Annotated in this window: 13 protein-coding genes; 11 read left to right on the top strand and 2 right to left on the bottom strand. The window is 35.5% G+C overall.

Annotation, left to right across the window (positions count from 1 at the left end):
* Nucleotides 1-47 precede the first annotated feature (47 nt).
* The 4 genes from BM088_RS06650 to BM088_RS06635 all read left to right on the top strand — a co-directional run bounded on the left by BM088_RS06650 (nt 48) and on the right by BM088_RS06635 (nt 9,592).
* Entirely contained in the window at nt 48-2,414 is a 2,367-nt protein-coding gene (locus BM088_RS06650; protein ID WP_342742232.1) for a DNA polymerase II, read from the top strand.
* 188 nt (nt 2,415-2,602) lie between these two features.
* Nucleotides 2,603-5,452, top strand: a complete 2,850-nt coding sequence (locus BM088_RS06645; protein WP_091982058.1) for a TonB-dependent receptor — start codon at nt 2,603-2,605, stop codon at nt 5,450-5,452.
* A gap of 488 nt (nt 5,453-5,940) precedes the next feature.
* Nucleotides 5,941-8,547 (top strand): TonB-dependent receptor plug domain-containing protein, encoded by a 2,607-nt coding sequence (locus tag BM088_RS06640; protein WP_091982052.1) that lies wholly within the window; start codon nt 5,941-5,943, stop codon nt 8,545-8,547.
* Nucleotides 8,548-8,650: 103 nt separating this feature from the next.
* Nucleotides 8,651-9,592 (top strand): class I SAM-dependent methyltransferase, encoded by a 942-nt coding sequence (locus BM088_RS06635; RefSeq protein ID WP_091982048.1) that lies wholly within the window; start codon nt 8,651-8,653, stop codon nt 9,590-9,592.
* Between the two features lie 95 nt (nt 9,593-9,687).
* Here BM088_RS06635 and BM088_RS06630 read toward each other — a convergent pair whose 3' ends face one another.
* Nucleotides 9,688-10,536: a sulfotransferase domain-containing protein gene (locus tag BM088_RS06630; protein WP_091982045.1), complete on the bottom strand. Its 849-nt coding sequence runs from the start codon at nt 10,534-10,536 to the stop codon at nt 9,688-9,690.
* A 279-nt stretch (nt 10,537-10,815) separates the two neighbouring features.
* Between BM088_RS06630 and BM088_RS06625 the strand changes: the two genes are divergently transcribed.
* Entirely contained in the window at nt 10,816-11,085 is a 270-nt protein-coding gene (locus tag BM088_RS06625; RefSeq protein WP_091982042.1) for a hypothetical protein, read from the top strand.
* Between the two features lie 57 nt (nt 11,086-11,142).
* Here BM088_RS06625 and BM088_RS06620 read toward each other — a convergent pair whose 3' ends face one another.
* Nucleotides 11,143-12,726: a tetratricopeptide repeat-containing sulfotransferase family protein gene (locus BM088_RS06620; protein ID WP_091982039.1), complete on the bottom strand. Its 1,584-nt coding sequence runs from the start codon at nt 12,724-12,726 to the stop codon at nt 11,143-11,145.
* A 472-nt stretch (nt 12,727-13,198) separates the two neighbouring features.
* On the opposite strand from BM088_RS06620, the gene BM088_RS06615 reads away from it, so the two are divergent.
* The 6 genes from BM088_RS06615 to BM088_RS06590 are packed head-to-tail and all read left to right on the top strand — an operon-like array spanning nt 13,199 to nt 18,171.
* A complete protein-coding gene (locus BM088_RS06615; protein ID WP_091982036.1) occupies nt 13,199-13,969 on the top strand; it encodes a DUF3450 domain-containing protein in 771 nt (256 codons plus the stop codon).
* A gap of 5 nt (nt 13,970-13,974) precedes the next feature.
* Nucleotides 13,975-15,339 carry a MotA/TolQ/ExbB proton channel family protein gene (locus tag BM088_RS06610; protein WP_091982032.1) on the top strand — a complete coding sequence of 455 codons (1,365 nt, stop codon included), beginning with the start codon at nt 13,975-13,977 and terminating at the stop codon, nt 15,337-15,339.
* On the top strand, nt 15,339-15,863 hold the full coding sequence (locus tag BM088_RS06605) for a MotA/TolQ/ExbB proton channel family protein (protein WP_091982027.1): 525 nt from the start codon (nt 15,339-15,341) through the stop codon (nt 15,861-15,863). The genes BM088_RS06610 and BM088_RS06605 overlap by 1 nt, the downstream gene beginning before the upstream one ends.
* A 14-nt stretch (nt 15,864-15,877) precedes the next feature.
* Nucleotides 15,878-16,279 carry an ExbD/TolR family protein gene (locus tag BM088_RS06600; protein WP_091982024.1) on the top strand — a complete coding sequence of 134 codons (402 nt, stop codon included), beginning with the start codon at nt 15,878-15,880 and terminating at the stop codon, nt 16,277-16,279.
* A complete protein-coding gene (locus BM088_RS06595; RefSeq protein ID WP_091982020.1) occupies nt 16,279-16,893 on the top strand; it encodes an energy transducer TonB in 615 nt (204 codons plus the stop codon). Before BM088_RS06600 ends, BM088_RS06595 begins: the two co-directional genes overlap by 1 nt.
* Before the next feature lie 12 nt (nt 16,894-16,905).
* A complete protein-coding gene (locus BM088_RS06590; protein ID WP_091982016.1) occupies nt 16,906-18,171 on the top strand; it encodes a tetratricopeptide repeat protein in 1,266 nt (421 codons plus the stop codon).
* Nucleotides 18,172-18,177 lie beyond the last annotated feature (6 nt).

Here is an 18,177-nt window from a genome sequence, read left to right as displayed (position 1 = left end):
CTAGTTATGTATATAATCACAGTGATCAGTTTAAATGGAACGGGTTTTTGATACAACAAACATTACAAGGCTTTATTCTTTCAAAGCAACAATACACTGAAAATGGCCGATTAATTTTATGTTATTGGCTAGCATCTGATCATGGCCCTGTAAAAGTGATTGTAAAAGATGAAAAAGCAGTATTTTTTGTATTAGACAAGCATGCATCAAAAGCATGTGATCTACTTTTCAAGCAGAAAATTAATTTTGAAAGTAAGAGCTTAAAATTAAAAAACTTTTCACAGCAAAAACTTCATGGTTTTTATTTTAGTAATTTGAAGGCTTTTTATAATGCTAGAGAAATACTTAAAACAGAATTTATTACTTTATTTGAAGCTGATATTCGTCATTGCGATCGTTTTTTGATGGAGCGATTTATATGTGGTTCTGTTTGGGTAAAAGGTTTAGCAAAACAAAAGTTAGGTTATATAGAGATCAACAATGCACAAATGACATCGGTTGAAAATAAAACTAAACCTAAATTGAATATGCTTTCATTAGATATTGAATGCAGTGGTAAAGGTGTTTTATTTTCGGTGGGTTTATACTCAGATATATGTTCATTGGTGATCATGGTTGGTAAGAGGCAAAAAGAAAAAGGTATTATTTGGGTTAAAGACGAAACTGAGCTACTTATTGAATTAGAAAAACAAATAGCTTTTTATGATCCTGATGTAATTATTGGTTGGAATGTCATTGATTTTGATTTTTCACTACTTTACAAGAGAGCTGAACAACTTGATATTTCATTAAAATTAGGTCGTACTGCAACTAAAGTACAGTTTAAACAATCTATAGTTGGTAAATTATTGGTACCTGGGCGTATTATTTTAGATGGCATTGATTTGATGAAAAATGCGACTTATCAATTTATGAGTTTTAGTTTGGCCCATGTTTCGAGTGAAATTTTAGGAAAATCAAAACTAATAGAAACAGATGATCGTTTGGCTGAAATTGAACGCCAATTTAAAGAAGACAAAATTTCTTTAGCAAAATATAACCTGCAAGATTGTAAATTGGTTTGGGATATATTTGTAAAAGAAAAGTTGCTTGATTTTGCAATTGTTCGTACTCAGTTGACTGGCTTGGATATGGAGCGAATGGGAGGCTCTGTAGCTGCTTTTGTTAATTTGTATCTACCTTTATTACACCGAAGTGGTTATGTTGCACCTAATTTAGGTGACAGTCCTGTGAACTTTGATAGCCCTGGTGGTTATGTTATGAATTCAACACCAGGTTTCTATAAAAATGTCATCGTACTTGATTTTAAAAGCTTATATCCATCAATTATTCGTACTTTTTTAATTGATCCTATGGGTTTGATTGAAGGGTTAAAAGAAGAATTACAGGATCCAGAGTCTGTTGTCGATGGCTTCCACGATGCCAGGTTTTCACGATATAAACATCATTTACCTAAACTGATAGCGCAACTTTGGCGAGCGAGAGATCAAGCTAAAAAACATGATGATAAAATGTTGTCTCAGGCAATTAAAATTATTATGAACAGTTTTTATGGTGTTTTGGGATCTACAGGGTGCAGGTTTTATGATCCCAGATTATCAAGTTCTATCACATTACGCGGACATGAAATCATGCAGCAAACAAAGCTTTGGATAGAAAAACAAGGCTATGAGGTCATTTATGGTGATACTGATTCAACTTTTATTAAACTCGATGATGAATTAACGCAAGAACAATGTAATGCAATAGGTGGCCAGTTAGCAACTGAAGTAAATTTAAATTGGAAATCAAAGTTGAAAAATGAATATGCTTTAAAAAGTGATTTAGAAATTGAATTCGAAACACTTTATAGCCCATTCTTCATGCCAACTATCAGAGGTGATTTAAAAGGTTCAAAAAAACGTTATGTTGGTCAAATAATTAAAAAAGGACTTAGTAGCGATCTTGATGAAAAAAAACTTGTATTTAAAGGCATGGAAACAGTAAGAAGTGACTGGACTTTATTAGCAAGAAACTTTCAAATGACCTTGTATCGGAAAATATTTGATGGGGAAGAAGTTGAATCATATATCAAAGACTATGTTACTAAAACGCTAAAAGGGGACTTTGATCAGCAACTGATATATAGAAAGCGTTTAAGGCAACACATTAGTGAATATGTTAAAAACATTCCACCTCATGCGCAAGCCGCATTAAAAGTTCATGTTAAATTTTCAGAAAAAACACCTAAAAAAGGAAGCTGGATTCAATATGTTATCACTCAAAATGGTCCTGAATTGATTGAATTTAAAACATCAGACTTTAATCGCTCACATTATGTAGAAAAACAAATTAAGCCGATTGCTGAATCTATCCTTCCCTACATCAACTCTAATTTTGACCAGATTCTAAATGGGCAAACATCACTATTCTAAAAATCAATTCTTCAGTTAATCAAGATGTTAAGTTTTATTAGTGAGATATCACTCTTTGTTATTGGTTAATTTTTAAACAGTAATCTATTATTGTACAATAAATAATCAGGACATTATTAGGTTAATAAAGTTCAATTTATTTTGTTTTTTATTTTTTCCAGTACAGATTTTATTTGGGGGAATTTGAAATGTTAAACAATAAACTTTTTAAAATATCAAAACTAGCACTGGTGATCGGGAGCTTTCCTTTACTATTTATGCCCAATGTTCAAGCGGCCGATGGAGAAGAAGAGATTGAGCGAATTGAAGTCACGGGCTCAAGCATAAAGCGCACAGATATAGAAGGTGCTTTACCAATTACAACAATTTCAGCAGACGATATTACAAAATCAGGTGTTACATCTGTGCCTGATTTAATAGCCCAGTTACCATCAATGCAAGGATTCACAACTGCAGCTGACTCTGTTGGTGGCAGTGGCGGAGGCGTTCAATCGGCCTCTTTACGCGATCTTGGCGAAGAATATACATTGGTTTTATTAAATGGCCGGCGTATGGCTTCTTCAGATTCTGGTGGCACAATTGATTTAAGCTCAATTCCATTAGCTGCAATAAAGCGGGTTGAGGTATTAACCGATGGTGCATCAGCTATTTATGGGTCTGACGCTATTGCCGGAGTTGTTAACTTCATAATGAAGGATGATATGCAAGACTTTATCATTAACGCCCGTTACGATAAACCAGAAGAAACTGGAGGGGAAAGCTTTAATGTAAGCTTAAGTGGTGGTTTTGGTGATTTAGGAAGCGATAGTTTTAATGTGATGTTTGCGTACAGCCATGATGAACAAGATAGGCTTAAATCTGTCGATCGTGATTTTTCAAAAACAGGTATTTTGCCTTTTACGCATAATGATAATGAGTATATTTTAGTACAAGGCTCCGCAAATGCAGGGCCTGGTAATGCTTATTTAAGTTTTTTTCAATATAACCCTGATGGCAGTATTAAAATGTTACCTGAGCTTGATGCTGATGGTAATGAAACGGGTAATTTCACTCAAAACCCGCATTATGCAACAAGAAACTTTAATCCCTATAGAGAAGCAAATGGTCAATGTGGTCCAAATAGTGCGCCTTCAGGCACAACCTGTATGTTTGATTATACAAGTACATTAGAGATATTTCCTGAAACGACTCGTGACAATGTTTTTTTACAAGGTATTGTTGAAATAAATGATAATATGCAAACTTATGTAAATGCTTCTTGGTCTCGATTTGAGATGATCACACGTATAGCACCTTATCCTACAGGAGGTTTTGGCTTACCTTTAAGTTCACAATTAGTAACCGATGAGATCATGCCGCATTTATCAAATGCCGAAAAAGCATCTTTGGCTAAAGTAACAGCCCGTTGGCGTGTATTACCAGGTGGGAATAGAACCTCAGAATGGAGTACTGATACACTTAATGCTACTTGGGGTATCGAAGGTGATATAGGAGATGTTACTTATGATGTTGCTGTAACTTATGCTGACTCTGAGCGAGATGAAACCAGATTGACAGGCTATCCAATAGAGGCTCAATTCATGCCTTTAGTGACTTCGGGTGCTGTAAATGTATTTGGTACTTTTGACAGCTTATCGGATACTGCAAATCAGCAAGTTAAAGATTCTATGTATGGTGGCCCTTGGGAAAAAACTGAAACAGAATTACTCTCATTTGAAGCGAAAGCATCTATGCCTGTTTTTGAATTAGAAGAGGGGGATGTTTACATTGGCTTTGGCTTTGATTATAGAGAAGCTGAATATACCAGAAGAAGGTCTCAGGCGAATAGCGACGCCATCATTTTGTTTGAAGCGCCTACTGATGAGTTTGATTTTTCACGTGAAACTTATGGTATGTTTATAGAGACTATTATTCCTGTTTTTGAGGGTTTTGAAGTTACAGCAGCTGTTCGTTACGATAATATTGGTGCAGTAACTGACCATGACCGTACATCTGGCCAGGTTGTAAATAAAGATGAAAATGATACTACTTATAAATTAAGTGCATCTTATAGACCTGATGGTGATTGGCTGCTTAGAGCTTCGATAGGTACAGGTTTTAAATCTGCTACGATGAAAGAAATTGCATCGCCTAGAGAAGACTTCGGTGTCACATCAGGGAATTTTGATTGCCCTGTAGGCTTAGCTCCTGCATTGGCTGCATTGTGTTTTCCTGAAAGTTTCCAATATCAAGTTTGGCGTGAAGGTAACCCAGATTTGAAACCTGAAACTTCAGAGCAAATATCAGCAGGTTTTGTTTATGCACCAGGCAATGACTTTAGCTTTAGTATGGATTATTGGAGTGTTGATTTAGAAGACCAAGTAACACGATTAACCGAAGCACAAATTTTTGGTGATGCTGTGTTATATGCAGATCTTTTTACAACGAAACCTAACTTAGGCACTGGGGAGGATGATCTCGCAATTATTCAATCTGCGGTCAATATCGGTAAGTCAGAAAATAGTGGGGTGGACTGGGCAATAAATCTTACAACCGAATTAAGTATGGGTACACTCAAAAGTTCAGTGACTGGTACTTATATGATAGAAAGTAAAAGGTTAAGGTCTGGAACTACAACTAATCAGTTTGATACTAGCTTAGGCAAATTTGGTTCAGATGATGAAGTGACTTTTAGGGTGATCACCCAAATAAACAATACACTGACTATGGGAGATTTTGCGCATACTATCAATCTTAATTATCGTAGTGGTTATCAGGATCAATTAGCAACAGGAGGAGATGTACGTTTAGGTAGTGATATTTCGACAAATGCACCGGATATTCAATTGTCAGTATCATCATTTATTAAATTTGATTATCTAACAACTTACTTCTACAACGATAACTTTAATATGGGTTTTGGTATTAAAAACTTATTTGATAAACAGCCTCCATTGTCTTTACGTACCTCAGGGGCGGGTCACCAAGTTGGGTATGATCCAAGATATGTAGATGTACTGGGCCGTACATTTTATATATCAGCAGAATATACTTTCTGATAAAGATTGATATTCACATTAAGAATAGGCTGCAATTGCAGCCTATTTTTTATTTTAGTTAGATAAATAATATTGAGACTAAAATGTACGAATATTGGCAACCTGCAATAACTTCCACTTTTTTATGGGTACAAATGCCATAATGCCATGTCAACATCAAAACGTTGTTTTTTTTCATGTTTTTTTTTGTAATTATTTGGTTACACTTTCTGTTATGTTTTAGTTATCATGATTTTACTTTTATTTGTTTTTAATTAATGACTTATGTGTTTTTTTAAGTTGTATTTAAATATGTCGAAGTATGTTTTTGTCGAAACAATTAGGATTAAAGTGTTAATTTTTTATAAACACTTGTTGACCGATGTTTCCTATTTTGTTTAATATTTGCCTCGGATAACGAGCAAGACTCAAAAATCGTCATTAAGTTCAGCTTAAATGACAAAAAAAATTAAACTACGCCAAAGAGTGTGGTCCAGGGAGAAATCGAAATGATAAACAATAAACTTGCAAAAGCAGTTCGCCTAGCGATCGCTTTTGGTGCGGCATCAACTGTTGCACTATCTGCAAATGTATCAGCAGCTGAAGAAGGCGCTGAAGAAGTAGAACGTATTGAAGTAACAGGTTCTCGTATTAAACGTACTGATATGGAAGGTGCATCACCTGTTCAAATCATTACTGCTGCAGATATGAAAATGGAAGGCCGTTTCAGTGTTGCTGATGTTTTACGTTCTTCTACAAGTAACAGCTTTGGTTCAACAGTTCCATCTTCTGGTGGTTCTTGGCAGTCTCAAGCATCAGTTGACCTTTTAGGTGTTGGTGCATCACGTACATTAGTACTATTAGACGGTAAGCGTCTACCTGGCTCACCAACTATGGGTGGCAGCACAGCTAACATTAACCAAATCCCAATGGCTATTGTTGAGCGTATTGAAATCTTAAAAGATGGTGGTTCAGCTGTATACGGTTCTGATGCAATCGCTGGTGTTGTAAATATCATCCTTAAGAAAGATTACGAAGGCTTCAGTATTTCTGCTAATGGTTCACGTCCTTCTGATGAAGGTGGTGATGCAAACGATTTCTCAATTGTAACAGGTATCTCAAGTGATAAAGGTAATATCACTTTTGCATATGAGCATGCTGAACAAAAACCAATTTTTGATAGAGATCGTCCATACACAGCTCCATCAATTGAAGATACAGATGGTAATGGTATTCTTAACTATTCATCACAAGTTGGTATAAGCCAATACGGTGCATCAATTATAAACCCTAATACAGGTCTATACGAAGCATCTCCACAATGTGATAGCTTAACTGCAAATGTAGATGGTTTTGTTGGCGTAATGGAAAGTGATGACCATACAGAAACATGGTGTGGTTTTGCATATTCAGGTGTTTCTGCTAACCAAGCATCTACAAACCGTGATTCAATTTTTGTAAATGCAACGTATGAAGTAGCAGAAGATACAAGTGTATTTGCAAGAGCGTTATTTGCACATAACAGATCATTTGGTCGTTATGCACCTGCTGCTGCAAAATGGAATAGTGTTCCAGCTAACTCTTCTAATAATCCATATGATGCAACAACAGAAGGTAAATTCCGTTGGTACCAACTAGGTAACCGTGATGGTATTGTTGATGATTACTCTCAAGATTATATTCTTGGTATGAATGGCATGATTGGTGATGAAATTGATTATGAAATTTATTACCATCACAATACTACAGATAATAAGAGTGTAGGTGATACATATTTAAGTTACGGTGGTTTAGCATATAATGCCGCTAATGGTATCAGCTTAGATACTGAAGCAGGCCAAGCTAATATGGCTTCAACTACTTTAAGTATTGCTTCAAACCGTTTTGATCAATTCTATGCTGGCTTCTCATTTGAAGCAGGTGAATTAGCCGGTGGTGCGATTGGTCATTACTTCGGTGGTGAAACATTTGATATCGTTTACGGTGATAAATACGATGGCCAATCTGCTGCTGATCTAGTGGGTGGTTCTTCAGGTAACAGTGCTGGCGCTAGCCGTGATATTTGGGCTGTGTTCTATGAAACAATCTTACCTGTAACTGATCAAATTGAAGTTGGTTTTGCGGTTCGTTATGATGATTACTCAGATTTTGGTACTGCAACTACACCAAAACTATCTGTAACTTACCGTCCAAGTGATGATTTAATGGTTCGTGCTTCTTACGGTGAAGGTTTCCGTGCACCATCATTATCTGTATTATCAGCAGCTGACTCTTATGCAGCTGATTATGCGGTAGATTACGTATACTGTAACGCGCAAGGTATTGCATTTGCTGATTGTAATCAGTCTCAATATGATACAACACGTCAAGGTAACGCAGACTTAGATGCAGAAGAATCTACAACTATTAACTTAGGTTTAGTTTGGAATGTTTCTGATTCATTCAGCGTAACTGCTGATGTATTTAATCTTGAAATTGAAAATGCAATACGTTTTGTTAAGATTCAAGAAATTGTTCTTATGGATATGTTAGGCTCAACTAACCCAGATCCAACTAAGTTAACAATTGACCGTACAAGTGCAAGTGCACCAGTATATACAACTTCTACAATCAATGGTCCTGGTTTAGATATTACTGGTTCAAATATTAACTTGAACTATACGCTTGAGACTGGTTTTGGTGAGTTCCGCTTTAACTCTGAAACATCTTACTTCTTTAGCTATAAAGGCGATTCATACGCTGGTGGCCCAATGCAAGATCAAGCTGGTTTCTCTTTACAGCCTGAATACCGTACACAGTTTACGACTAACTGGACAAATGATGAGCACGCTCTTACTTGGAACATAGATTACATCCCAAGTACAAGTGGTTTTGAGACGCCAACACCTTCAGGTACGTTAGCGACTAATGACTCAAATGAAAGCTTTATGACTCATAATGTAAGCTACGCATATGATGCTGGTGAGTACGGTGTGTACACACTTGGTGTTCGTAACTTAACTGATGAAGATCCAGTATTAGATACGAATGGTAAATATGCTGATGAATATGACTTTATGTACAGTGCTGGTCATATCGGTCGCGTTTACTCTTTATCTGGTCAATGGGATTTTTAATTATTAGTCTTTAATAATTAATAACCAAATTTAAAGGGTGGCATTTGCCACCCTTTTTATTTTGTATTATTTATTGATACTAGCGTACAGGAAATTTATTACTATGGATGAAATGGCAAGTTATTGGACGCAGTACTGGCAAGGCGGAGCGAAATCCACATTAAGTGACATAGATAAGTCAGCTTACGGTATTGAAGTTAGCAATAAATGGAGTGAATCCATTAAAGAGTTTTGTCAACAAGGAGCTGTTCTCGATTTAGCATGTGGCAATGGTGACTTAGCTGTGCAAGCATGTAATGTATTGCAAGCATTAGATAAGCATAATGATGTTTATGCTAATGATTATTCAGAAATCATGTTAGATAAAAAAGTTCAGGGGGAATTTGCTTTAAAAAAAGTGAAGTGGATACCATCAACAGATGCAGTTAATTTACCTATTGAAAGTAATTGTTTGAGTCTAGCTGTTTCACAGTTTGGTTTTGAATATACAAATACTAACTTAGTCATTCAAGAGCTTTCTCGTGTTATCTATGATAATGGTCATCTATGTTTTTTAGTCCACCACGATGATTCTTTTATTTGTAAGCAGTCAAAAAAAGAATTTAAAATGTATCAAGACATGCTTAACGTTACAAAAATTTACGATGCAACAAAAAATTTATTGTTAGAGTTAAAAATAACAAAAGAAACAGCAATAACCGAAAAGCTAAGAACGACGCTAAATAATAAATTGGGTCACCTTTATGATAATTATGATGATAAATCAGGCTTGTTTGAATTAATTAATTTATTAAAAAAATTGTTAGCAAACATTGAGTCAATCTCAATTGATGAGATAGAAAGTTCTATAAGTACTTTAGAGAGACAGAGTATGGCTCACTTTAAGAGATTAGAGCATATGATAAGTGTTTCATTTAGTAGAGAAACTATAGAACAATTGATGCTAGAGTTTAAAAAATCAAATTTTATGCAAGTTAAGCTTGAGGAGCTCACTACAAGTGTGGGTTTACTAGGTTGGTGGATAATTGTAAAAAAACAGAGTTAATAAGCCGCTTTATGAATGTAATGGAGAGCTAAATTATAAATATAAGTGAGAATTTATTTTAAATAAACTCCCACTTATATGATTGATAATACATATCAAAGTTTGTATTCTTTTGGAATATATTTGAATTCTTTCATTTGCTCAAAATGATCACTAATTATCTTTTTCACTTGCTCAGGCGTTAAAATAGATCGCCATTGATTTTTTCTACCTTCACGGAAAAAAGAATTTGCATTTTCATGCTTCTCAACAAAACCACTTTGTTTTTCTTGATTTTTAAGTTGTTCGAAAGATGAAAACCTGATGGCTTTATTTAATCTTGCAGGGTTCTTTTTCATACCTAAAAATGATTCTACTTTTTTAAACATTTTTTGAGGGTTGTCTAACAGATCTTCATAACGCAGAATTAAAAATTCTTTTTGTTTATGCTGAGTCCAACTTTTTGCATGCACTGACCAAGAAGAAATATATTGCGGGACGGTTGCAGGTTCATTTGGAGTACCTGTCATTTCCTCTGCCATATAACTGATAGCTTCATCAATTGTATAATCAAAATAATTTGCTAAAGATATAACCACATCTAGCGGGTTTCTAACAATGTAAATCGCGCCAGCTGTGACTGTGCTGTTATGCAAAGGATAACCTTCAAAATTGCCTAATATATTATGGGTTTTAACAAAAAGGCTGCCTTGAGCTTCTGAAGCCATAGCCGACTGGACTCTTGGTCTAATAGCACACACTTCAGCCATTGAAAGTTCAGTTGTTGTTTTGCCTTTCGCTAAGTGATCTGCAAAACGATAAGAGTAAGCTTCGGCTGTAGAAATTTGATGTAAAGTATTTATATTTACTGCAGTTGGTAGGTCTTGAATATAATTTTCTATAAATGTTCTTACCCAAGTGTTTCCTGACTTGGGGTAAGAAGAAACCCAAACAATATTTCCCATAAAGTTAATCCTAAATTTTGATTTTGTAGGCGATACTACAGTCAATTGATCTAATGGACAAGCAATGGCTAAAAGTTACTTTGTGCATTTTCAGATAATTAAAATTTAATTTATATGAAAATTAATAATATTGTAACTTAGTTGTTAAAAGTGTTGACATTTTTGCTAATTAAAGTAATTATTCAGTACGAGTTGTTTCGTATGATTTTTGTCGTATGGGTAAGTTCGTATGACGAACGTCGTATCATGGACCAAAGAATAAATAACCAAGGATAAATCATGAAATTAATATCTATTACACTAGTGGTATCTGTATTAGTGCTTATGGCTGGCTGCTCAAGTACTGAAAATAATGAGAAATCAAATTTGCAAGCATCTAATGAACAAGTAAAAAAAGATGATAGAATTTGTAGAATAGAAAAATCAACAGGATCTAGAATTGGTCGCAAAGTGTGTAGAACACCAGCACAAATTAAAGAAGAGAGAAGAATAGCCAAAGAGATGATCCGTAAATCAATTACGGGTGGGAGATTGTCGCAAAAAGGATAAACTTTTGGGGGGATCACTCTAAAACGAATGATACTCCCGAATCTAAGCTTGTTTTTATTAATCAAATAACAGGTTTGTTTTTTTTATTAGGTCTTTAAAATCAGAAATGAAGGGAGACATTTGATTCTGATATTTTTTCCACGAACCAACAGAGCGGTTATTAATGGGCTGTTTAACTTGGCTTACACTTGGGGTTAAAACAATACGATCTGAATTATAGAAAGTGAGGCATTGTGGCTCAAATCCTAGCTCACAATACTTAAGAATTCTTCTAATTTCAGCTTCTGGCTCTTGCGTCAGTTGTTCATAACTAAGATGCATTATTTCACTACCAAATAACTTCTTCCAATGTAGCATAAGTACGATATACCCCTGCCAATAATGAATTATATTTTTTATCGAATATGAATAATCATGGCCATTATAAAAATATTGTTTGAATACACTTAATGCATTATCTAGTGGATTTCTGATGACGTTTATAATTTTTGCATTGGGAAAAAGTTTTTTAATTAACCCTATATGTAAGTAGTTGTTTGGGTTCTTGTCAATTGTAATTGCTTGGTATTGATTGAAATATTGTTGAATTTGAATTTTGTATTGAGTTGAAAGTTGCAATTTTTTACTTTCATCTAATTCATTTATTTGTTTTGTATAACCGCCTGACATTTCAAGCTCAAGAGCAATGCGTTCAATGTACTGGAGCTCATCGGTAGACTCGACTTCTGTGTGACTAGCAATGATTTGCTCAACTAAGGTGGTTCCTGAACGTGGCATACCTACAATGAAAATAGGAGTAAAGCTTTTATCTGAAGGTGATGATGTTTGAATGGCTTTTGTATCAGATATCATATTTTTTATGAGGTTTGTAAATAGCTCTGCTTTGAAAGGCTTATGTTTTTCAATGATACTATTGGCTTTGTTCATTGCATCAAAGGCAAGGTTAAACTCTTTTTCTTGTTCATGAGCTTTTGCAATTGCGAATAATAGCAAGGCTGCATTAGAAATTGAAATACTTGGATCTTCGATGAGGCTTTGCATGTGTTCAATGTCATCTATACTAAAACGATAGTCTTTTAAATCTGCTAAGCTCCAATATCCAACGCCATATACATGGTTTCCTTCAGCAATAAACTTTTTATAAAAATGTGAAGCAAGTTTGCTATCACCTTTTGCTTTATATACATGTCCCAAGTTTAAAGTTAAATATTCATTTGAATAGTGATTATCAATACAATTTAAAAAAGATTGTTCAGCTTGAAGTATACGTCCAGCCTTTACTGAAATAAGGCCATGCTTATATAGTAGGTCTAAGTTAACGCCATGCTCAGATAAGTAACTGTCGATTTGATCTAATGCTTTAAAATGTTCTTCTTTAGTTTCTAAAAGGGTTATATATAGTAATTGCTGCTTAGCAATGTTTTGAGAGTGTATTTTATATTTATTATAATAATTCTCAGCCATTTTGAAATCCTGGAATCTAATTGCTATTTCAAATGCGATTTCTATGGCTGTAACATCATTTTTTGAATTAATTAAAACTTGTTTAACTATGGACTGTGCTTTTAAAAGTTCGCCATTATCTAGTAAAGCTTTACATTGTTTTAGTAAATTTTGGCTATTGTGAGATGAGTGAATCATTCTTATAATTCCATACTTAAAGTTTGATCGAATTGACAATTTTATTAAAGATAAAGTTTATTGGCAATATTTCATATTTTAATGTTATTCAACATTATTTAAAAAATGATTAATAGCTTTTTCTTTGAGAATACAAAATATCAGTTAATTATTAAGTATGAGGTTTAAAAGAATCTTTATTTTATTTTTTTATTTTTATTGGAAGAGTATTAACATTTCTTTACAAACTAGATTTCAGCTTAGTAACCATGAGTGGTGTTAAAAATATTATGTAAATATTATGTAACGTAATGGTGTGTGTAACAAAAAAAAAGCTATAAAACTCACTATATCCTCTAACATCAAGTTGACAGACCTTGATCCATTTTGCATTATTGATAAGTTGATGCCTATATATAGGCATTAATCCTGGTTGAATTAAAATCAGTTTTAAATTCTAAAAAAGTTACATTACTTAAATTGGTTGGGAACTATGTCTGTTAAAATCAGAAAGAGCCTTGTAGCATCTGCGTTGGTTGGCGCATTTGCATTAGCAAGCAGCAGCGTGATTGCAGATCCTTTGAATGACCTTCACAAAGCTGAAGCGAAAATTCATAAGGCGGCTGTAAAATCACAAGGTAAAATTGACAATGTATACGAACAAACTCAGGAATTAATTGCTGAATACCGTAGCGTTGTTGACGAAAGAGAAATCATTAAAGTTTATAACGATCATGTAGCACGTTTGGTTGCTGACCAAAATGCTTCAATCGAATCTTTTAATGACCAAATCTCAGAAATCGATAAAACGAAACAAAACGTTGTGCCTTTGATGTATCGCATGATCGATACGCTTGAGCAATTCATCAAAGCGGACGTTCCATTCGATACTGAAAAGCGTTTATCACGTATTGAACTACTTCGTAGTACTATGGTTAGCTCACAAGTAACAACTTCTGAGAAATATCGTCAGGTACTAGAAGCATATCTTGTAGAGAAAGATTACAGTTCAATTGTTAACGCTACTCAAGGTGTATTGAAACTAGATGGTCGTGATATTACTGTAGATTTTGGTCGTGTTGGTCGTATTTCATACGTTGCTCAGTCTTTAGACATGAAAAACGCTTGGGTTTGGAACAATACTTCTAAATCATGGGATGCACTAGGTGATGAATATCTTAAACCTATTACAACACTTATCCGTATGGCACGTAAGCAAGCGTCATATGATCTTGTTAAACTTCCTATCTTTGGCGCGGAGTAAAACTAATGAAGAAACTTTTTAAAGGTTTTGCTGTTGCAGCTGTATTATCAGTTTCTGCTGGCGCTGCGCTTAATGCACACGCAGATACAGCCGCTCTTGATAAAATCTTAGAGCAAGTTAAAAAAGATCGTATCTCTGAAGGTAAGATCAATAAACAACGCGAGCAAGAGTTCCTTTCTGCACGCGCTGACAAAAAAGCATTGCATAATAAAGCAAAACGTCAACTTGCTGCTGAAAAAGCACGTGGCGAACAGCTTAAAAAGCAATATGCACAAAATGAAATTACTTTAGCAGAAAAAGAGCAAGCGCTTGAAAATGCTAAAGGTACTCTTGGTGAAATGTTTGGTGTTGTACGTCGTGCAGCATCTGAAACAATTGGATCAATTGAAGCTTCATTAGTAAGTGCTGAAAAACCTGGTCGTGAAGTTGTATTACGTTCATTAGCAGAAGCTAAAAAACTGCCTACTACTCGTGAATTAGAAGAACTTTGGATTGCACTTCAAACTGAAATGACTGAATCAGCTAAAGTATCAAAGTTTGATGCTGAAGTAGCTCAGCTTGATGGTGCAACTAGTATGATGCAAGTAACACGTATTGGTAACTTTAATTTAGTTAGCGATCAAGGTTACTTAATTTATCACCCAGAGACTAAACAGATTCAGCCTCTAGGTCGTCAACCTGAAGGTCATATCACAGCGTCTGCAGAAGATTTAATCTCAGCAGCAAGTGGTTCTTACTCAGGTTTTTACTTAGATCCAACTCGTGGCTCTATTCTTCGTTTAAATACACAAAAAGCAACTGTTGAAGATCGTTTCCATCAAGGTGGAACTGTTGGTTATGTTATTGCTGTGTTATTAGTTATTGGTTTCTTAATTGGTTTTGTTCGTTTAGCTGCTCTTACTGTTATTGGCGGAAAAATGAAGTCTCAACTTAAAAATACTGATACACCAAGCGATAAAAACCCACTTGGACGTATCTTAAAAGTTTACATCGATAACAAAAATCAAGATGTTGAAAATCTTGAATTGAAACTTGATGAAGCGATTATGAAAGAAACGCCAAGCATTGAAGCCGGTATTAACATCATCAAAATTTTCGCTGCTATCGCTCCGTTACTAGGTCTACTAGGTACGGTTGTTGGTATGATCGAAACTTTCCAACAAATTACTTTGTTTGGTACAGGTGACCCGAAAATCATGGCTGGATCAATTTCAATGGCACTTGTAACAACGGCTCTAGGTCTAATTGCTGCATTACCATTAATTTTCTTACATGCTGTAGTTCATTCTCGTAGCAAGTCAATTGTTCACGTTCTTGAAGAGCAAAGTGCTGGTATTATCGCAGCGCACGCAGAGAAGGAAAAAGCCTAATGTTATTCCTGATAGAGTTATGGGAATCTGTCAGGGATTTTGTGGCTACCGGCGGCCAAGTACTTTATGTGGTCGCAATAGCACTTTTCATTATGTGGGTATTAATGATAGAGCGTTATTGGTTCTTAACTACCGAGTTTCCTCGTATGAAAAAAGGAATAATCGCTAGTTGGGATGCCCGCCAGGATACTACATCCTGGTACGCACACAGAATTCGTGATGCATGGATTTCTGAAGCGTCCGAAAATTTAAGCCAACGTATGTTGTTGATTAAAACTTTGGTTGCTGTTTGTCCTTTAATCGGGCTGTTAGGTACTGTAACTGGAATGATTGCTGTTTTTGAAACTATGGCAACTCAGGGAACAGGTAACGCACGTTTAATGGCAGCTGGTATATCAATGGCAACAATTCCGACTATGGCTGGAATGGTTGCGGCGCTATCTGGTGTATTTTTTAGTACACGACTTGAAGCTAAAGCGAAAGTTGCTCGTGCTTCATTAATTGATAGTTTGCCACATCACTAGAGAGAGATTTAAATATGGCACGTAAACAACGTTTTCGTGAAGAAGAAGATGCCGCAGTAGATATGACACCGATGCTTGATATCGTTTTCATCATGCTGATCTTCTTCATCGTTACGACTTCATTCGTTAAAGAAGCGGGTATTGAAGTCAATAAACCTAAAGCAGCACAAGCAAGTAAGCAAAAAAATGCAAATATTTTTATTGCTATTAATGCGCGTGGTGAAGTTCATATGGACAAGAGTGTTGTTGATATTGAACGTGTTTCTGCAAAACTTGAAAGTTTATTAGCTGAACAACCTACTGATGTTGTAATTATCCAAGCGGATAAAGATGCAAAACATGGTGTTGTTGTTAAAGTAATGGATGCTATTAAAACTACAGGTGTTTCTAGAATATCTATAGCGGGAGTTCCTTGATGATTCGTTTTCTGTTTTCACTTATTGCAGGTGGGGCAGTTACTTTCGGCTTGTTCTTTTTCATGGCCTTTCTTATCTCCGGTGGAGATAAGAGAGCAGAAGATGAGAAGGAAAAAATCATAGTCGAAATTATGACGAATCCGCCTGAATCTAAGGTGCAGCAGCGTAGGCGTGTACCGCCGCCGCCGCCACCGCCGCCGAAGCAGCCGCCTAAACCGCAGCCGCCTCAACCAGAAAACAGCAACCCTGATGCTGGTGCCTTGTCATTTAATATGCCAAGCATTAACGTTGGTGGTTCAGCTGGGGGACTAAATGGTCCTGGTGCTTTCGGTCGTGATGGTGATGCTACACCTATCGTTCGAATTGAGCCTAAATACCCAGTTCAAGCTGCACGAGACGGTAAAGAAGGTTGGGTACAGTTGTCTTTTACTATCAATGAAGTTGGTGGTGTTGAAGATGTTAAAGTTATAAACGCTGAACCTAAACGTATTTTCGACCGCGAAGCTAAACGTGCTTTGCGTAAATGGAAATACAAGCCTAAAGTTGTTGATGGTAAAGCTATGAAACAACCTGGTCTTCAAGTACAACTAGACTTTAAAATTAACCAAGGTTAAGGAGGAATAGAAATGAAAAACTTTTCAAAAGTAACAGCTCTTGCACTACTTATTTCTTTGGGTGGCTCAGTTGTTTCACCTAGCGTTATGGCTAAACCTAATTACGAAGAGATTGAAAAACGTAAAAAGGCGAAAACCAAAATAATGGGTGAGCGTACAGGTAAAAAAGTTGTAAAAGCTTTTGACCTGTATAATGCTGAAGATATTGATGGTGCTTTAGCTATATTGCTTGATTTAAAACCTTCAAATGCATTTGATAAAGCAACAGTTAATTTTTATCTTGGGCAGCTAAATGCTCAAAAAGAAAATTATTCTGCAGCTATCAAATATATGAAGCTTGCAATTTCTGAAGATGCTTTGAATTTCAAAGACCAAGCTCAATCGATGAAGTTAATGGGGGACTTGTATGCTGGTACTAAAAAATACAAAGAAGCCAAAGATATCTACATGGATTGGATGGACTTTACAGGTGAAGAAGACGCCAATGTTTACATCAGAATAGCTCAAGCGAATTATGAGCTTAAAGCATTCAAAGATGTAATTGCACCAGCTGATCGTGCCATTGCTTTGCAAAAAGCGGATGATCCGAAAAAAGCCCCTTATGATTTAAAAATAGGGTCTTATTATGAGCTGAAAGACTACAAAAATGTAGTCAAAGTTGCAGAAGTTGTGCTGAAGACTTGGCCTGAAAATCCAAAATCTTGGACGCAGTTAGGCAAATTCTATATGCAAGTTGAAGACTATAAAAAAGGTCTTTCAACTATGGAAATTGCTTATAAAAATGGTTTCTTTGAAACAGAAGTTGATTACAAAGTATTAACTAGCTTCTATTCGCTTAACGAAATACCTTACAAAGCCGGAATGTTATTTGAAAAGGCGATGAAAGAGAAAGCGGTTCAGCGTATTAAGCAAAATGTAATTGCGATGGCAAGCTACTTCCATCAGTCAAAACAAATTGCTAAAGCTTCAAAGTATTACCAAGAAGCAGCTAAGTTTGATAACGATGCAGAACTATATCGTAAATCAGGTGCATTATTACTACAGAGTGAGAAGTTTTCACAATCTGTTAAAGCGCTAAACAAAGCTCTTGAGCTTGGTTCTAAGAAAAAGGGCCGTATTTATGCTGATTTAGCTGATGCTTATTTCCAGCAAGAGAAATACAAAAAAGCTTATGCAGCGATCATGGAGTCGGCTAAAGACCCCAAAACACGTAAATTTGCGAAAGGCTGGTCTTCCTTTATTAAGGAAAAAGCTGCACGTAAAGGTGTTAAGATCTAATACTAA

Source organism: Pseudoalteromonas denitrificans DSM 6059, assembly GCF_900112265.1.
GTDB classification, from domain to species: domain Bacteria; phylum Pseudomonadota; class Gammaproteobacteria; order Enterobacterales; family Alteromonadaceae; genus Pseudoalteromonas; species Pseudoalteromonas denitrificans.
Note: the sequence above shows the minus strand (reverse complement) of the source record. Positions and strands in the feature narration are given on the sequence as shown.

Bases quoted from the DNA above. Each gene is read 5' to 3' on its own strand.
- BM088_RS06645 (WP_091982058.1), top strand. From the start codon at position 2,603: ATGTTAAACAATAAACTTTTTAAAATATCAAAACTAGCACTGGTGATC.
- BM088_RS06640 (WP_091982052.1), top strand. From the start codon at position 5,941: ATGATAAACAATAAACTTGCAAAAGCAGTTCGCCTAGCGATCGCTTTT.
- BM088_RS06635 (WP_091982048.1), top strand. From the start codon at position 8,651: ATGGATGAAATGGCAAGTTATTGGACGCAGTACTGGCAAGGCGGAGCG.
- BM088_RS06630 (WP_091982045.1), bottom strand. From the start codon at position 10,536: ATGGGAAATATTGTTTGGGTTTCTTCTTACCCCAAGTCAGGAAACACT.
- BM088_RS06625 (WP_091982042.1), top strand. From the start codon at position 10,816: ATGAAATTAATATCTATTACACTAGTGGTATCTGTATTAGTGCTTATG.
- BM088_RS06620 (WP_091982039.1), bottom strand. From the start codon at position 12,726: ATGATTCACTCATCTCACAATAGCCAAAATTTACTAAAACAATGTAAA.
- BM088_RS06615 (WP_091982036.1), top strand. From the start codon at position 13,199: ATGTCTGTTAAAATCAGAAAGAGCCTTGTAGCATCTGCGTTGGTTGGC.
- BM088_RS06610 (WP_091982032.1), top strand. From the start codon at position 13,975: ATGAAGAAACTTTTTAAAGGTTTTGCTGTTGCAGCTGTATTATCAGTT.
- BM088_RS06605 (WP_091982027.1), top strand. From the start codon at position 15,339: ATGTTATTCCTGATAGAGTTATGGGAATCTGTCAGGGATTTTGTGGCT.
- BM088_RS06600 (WP_091982024.1), top strand. From the start codon at position 15,878: ATGGCACGTAAACAACGTTTTCGTGAAGAAGAAGATGCCGCAGTAGAT.
- BM088_RS06595 (WP_091982020.1), top strand. From the start codon at position 16,279: ATGATTCGTTTTCTGTTTTCACTTATTGCAGGTGGGGCAGTTACTTTC.
- BM088_RS06590 (WP_091982016.1), top strand. From the start codon at position 16,906: ATGAAAAACTTTTCAAAAGTAACAGCTCTTGCACTACTTATTTCTTTG.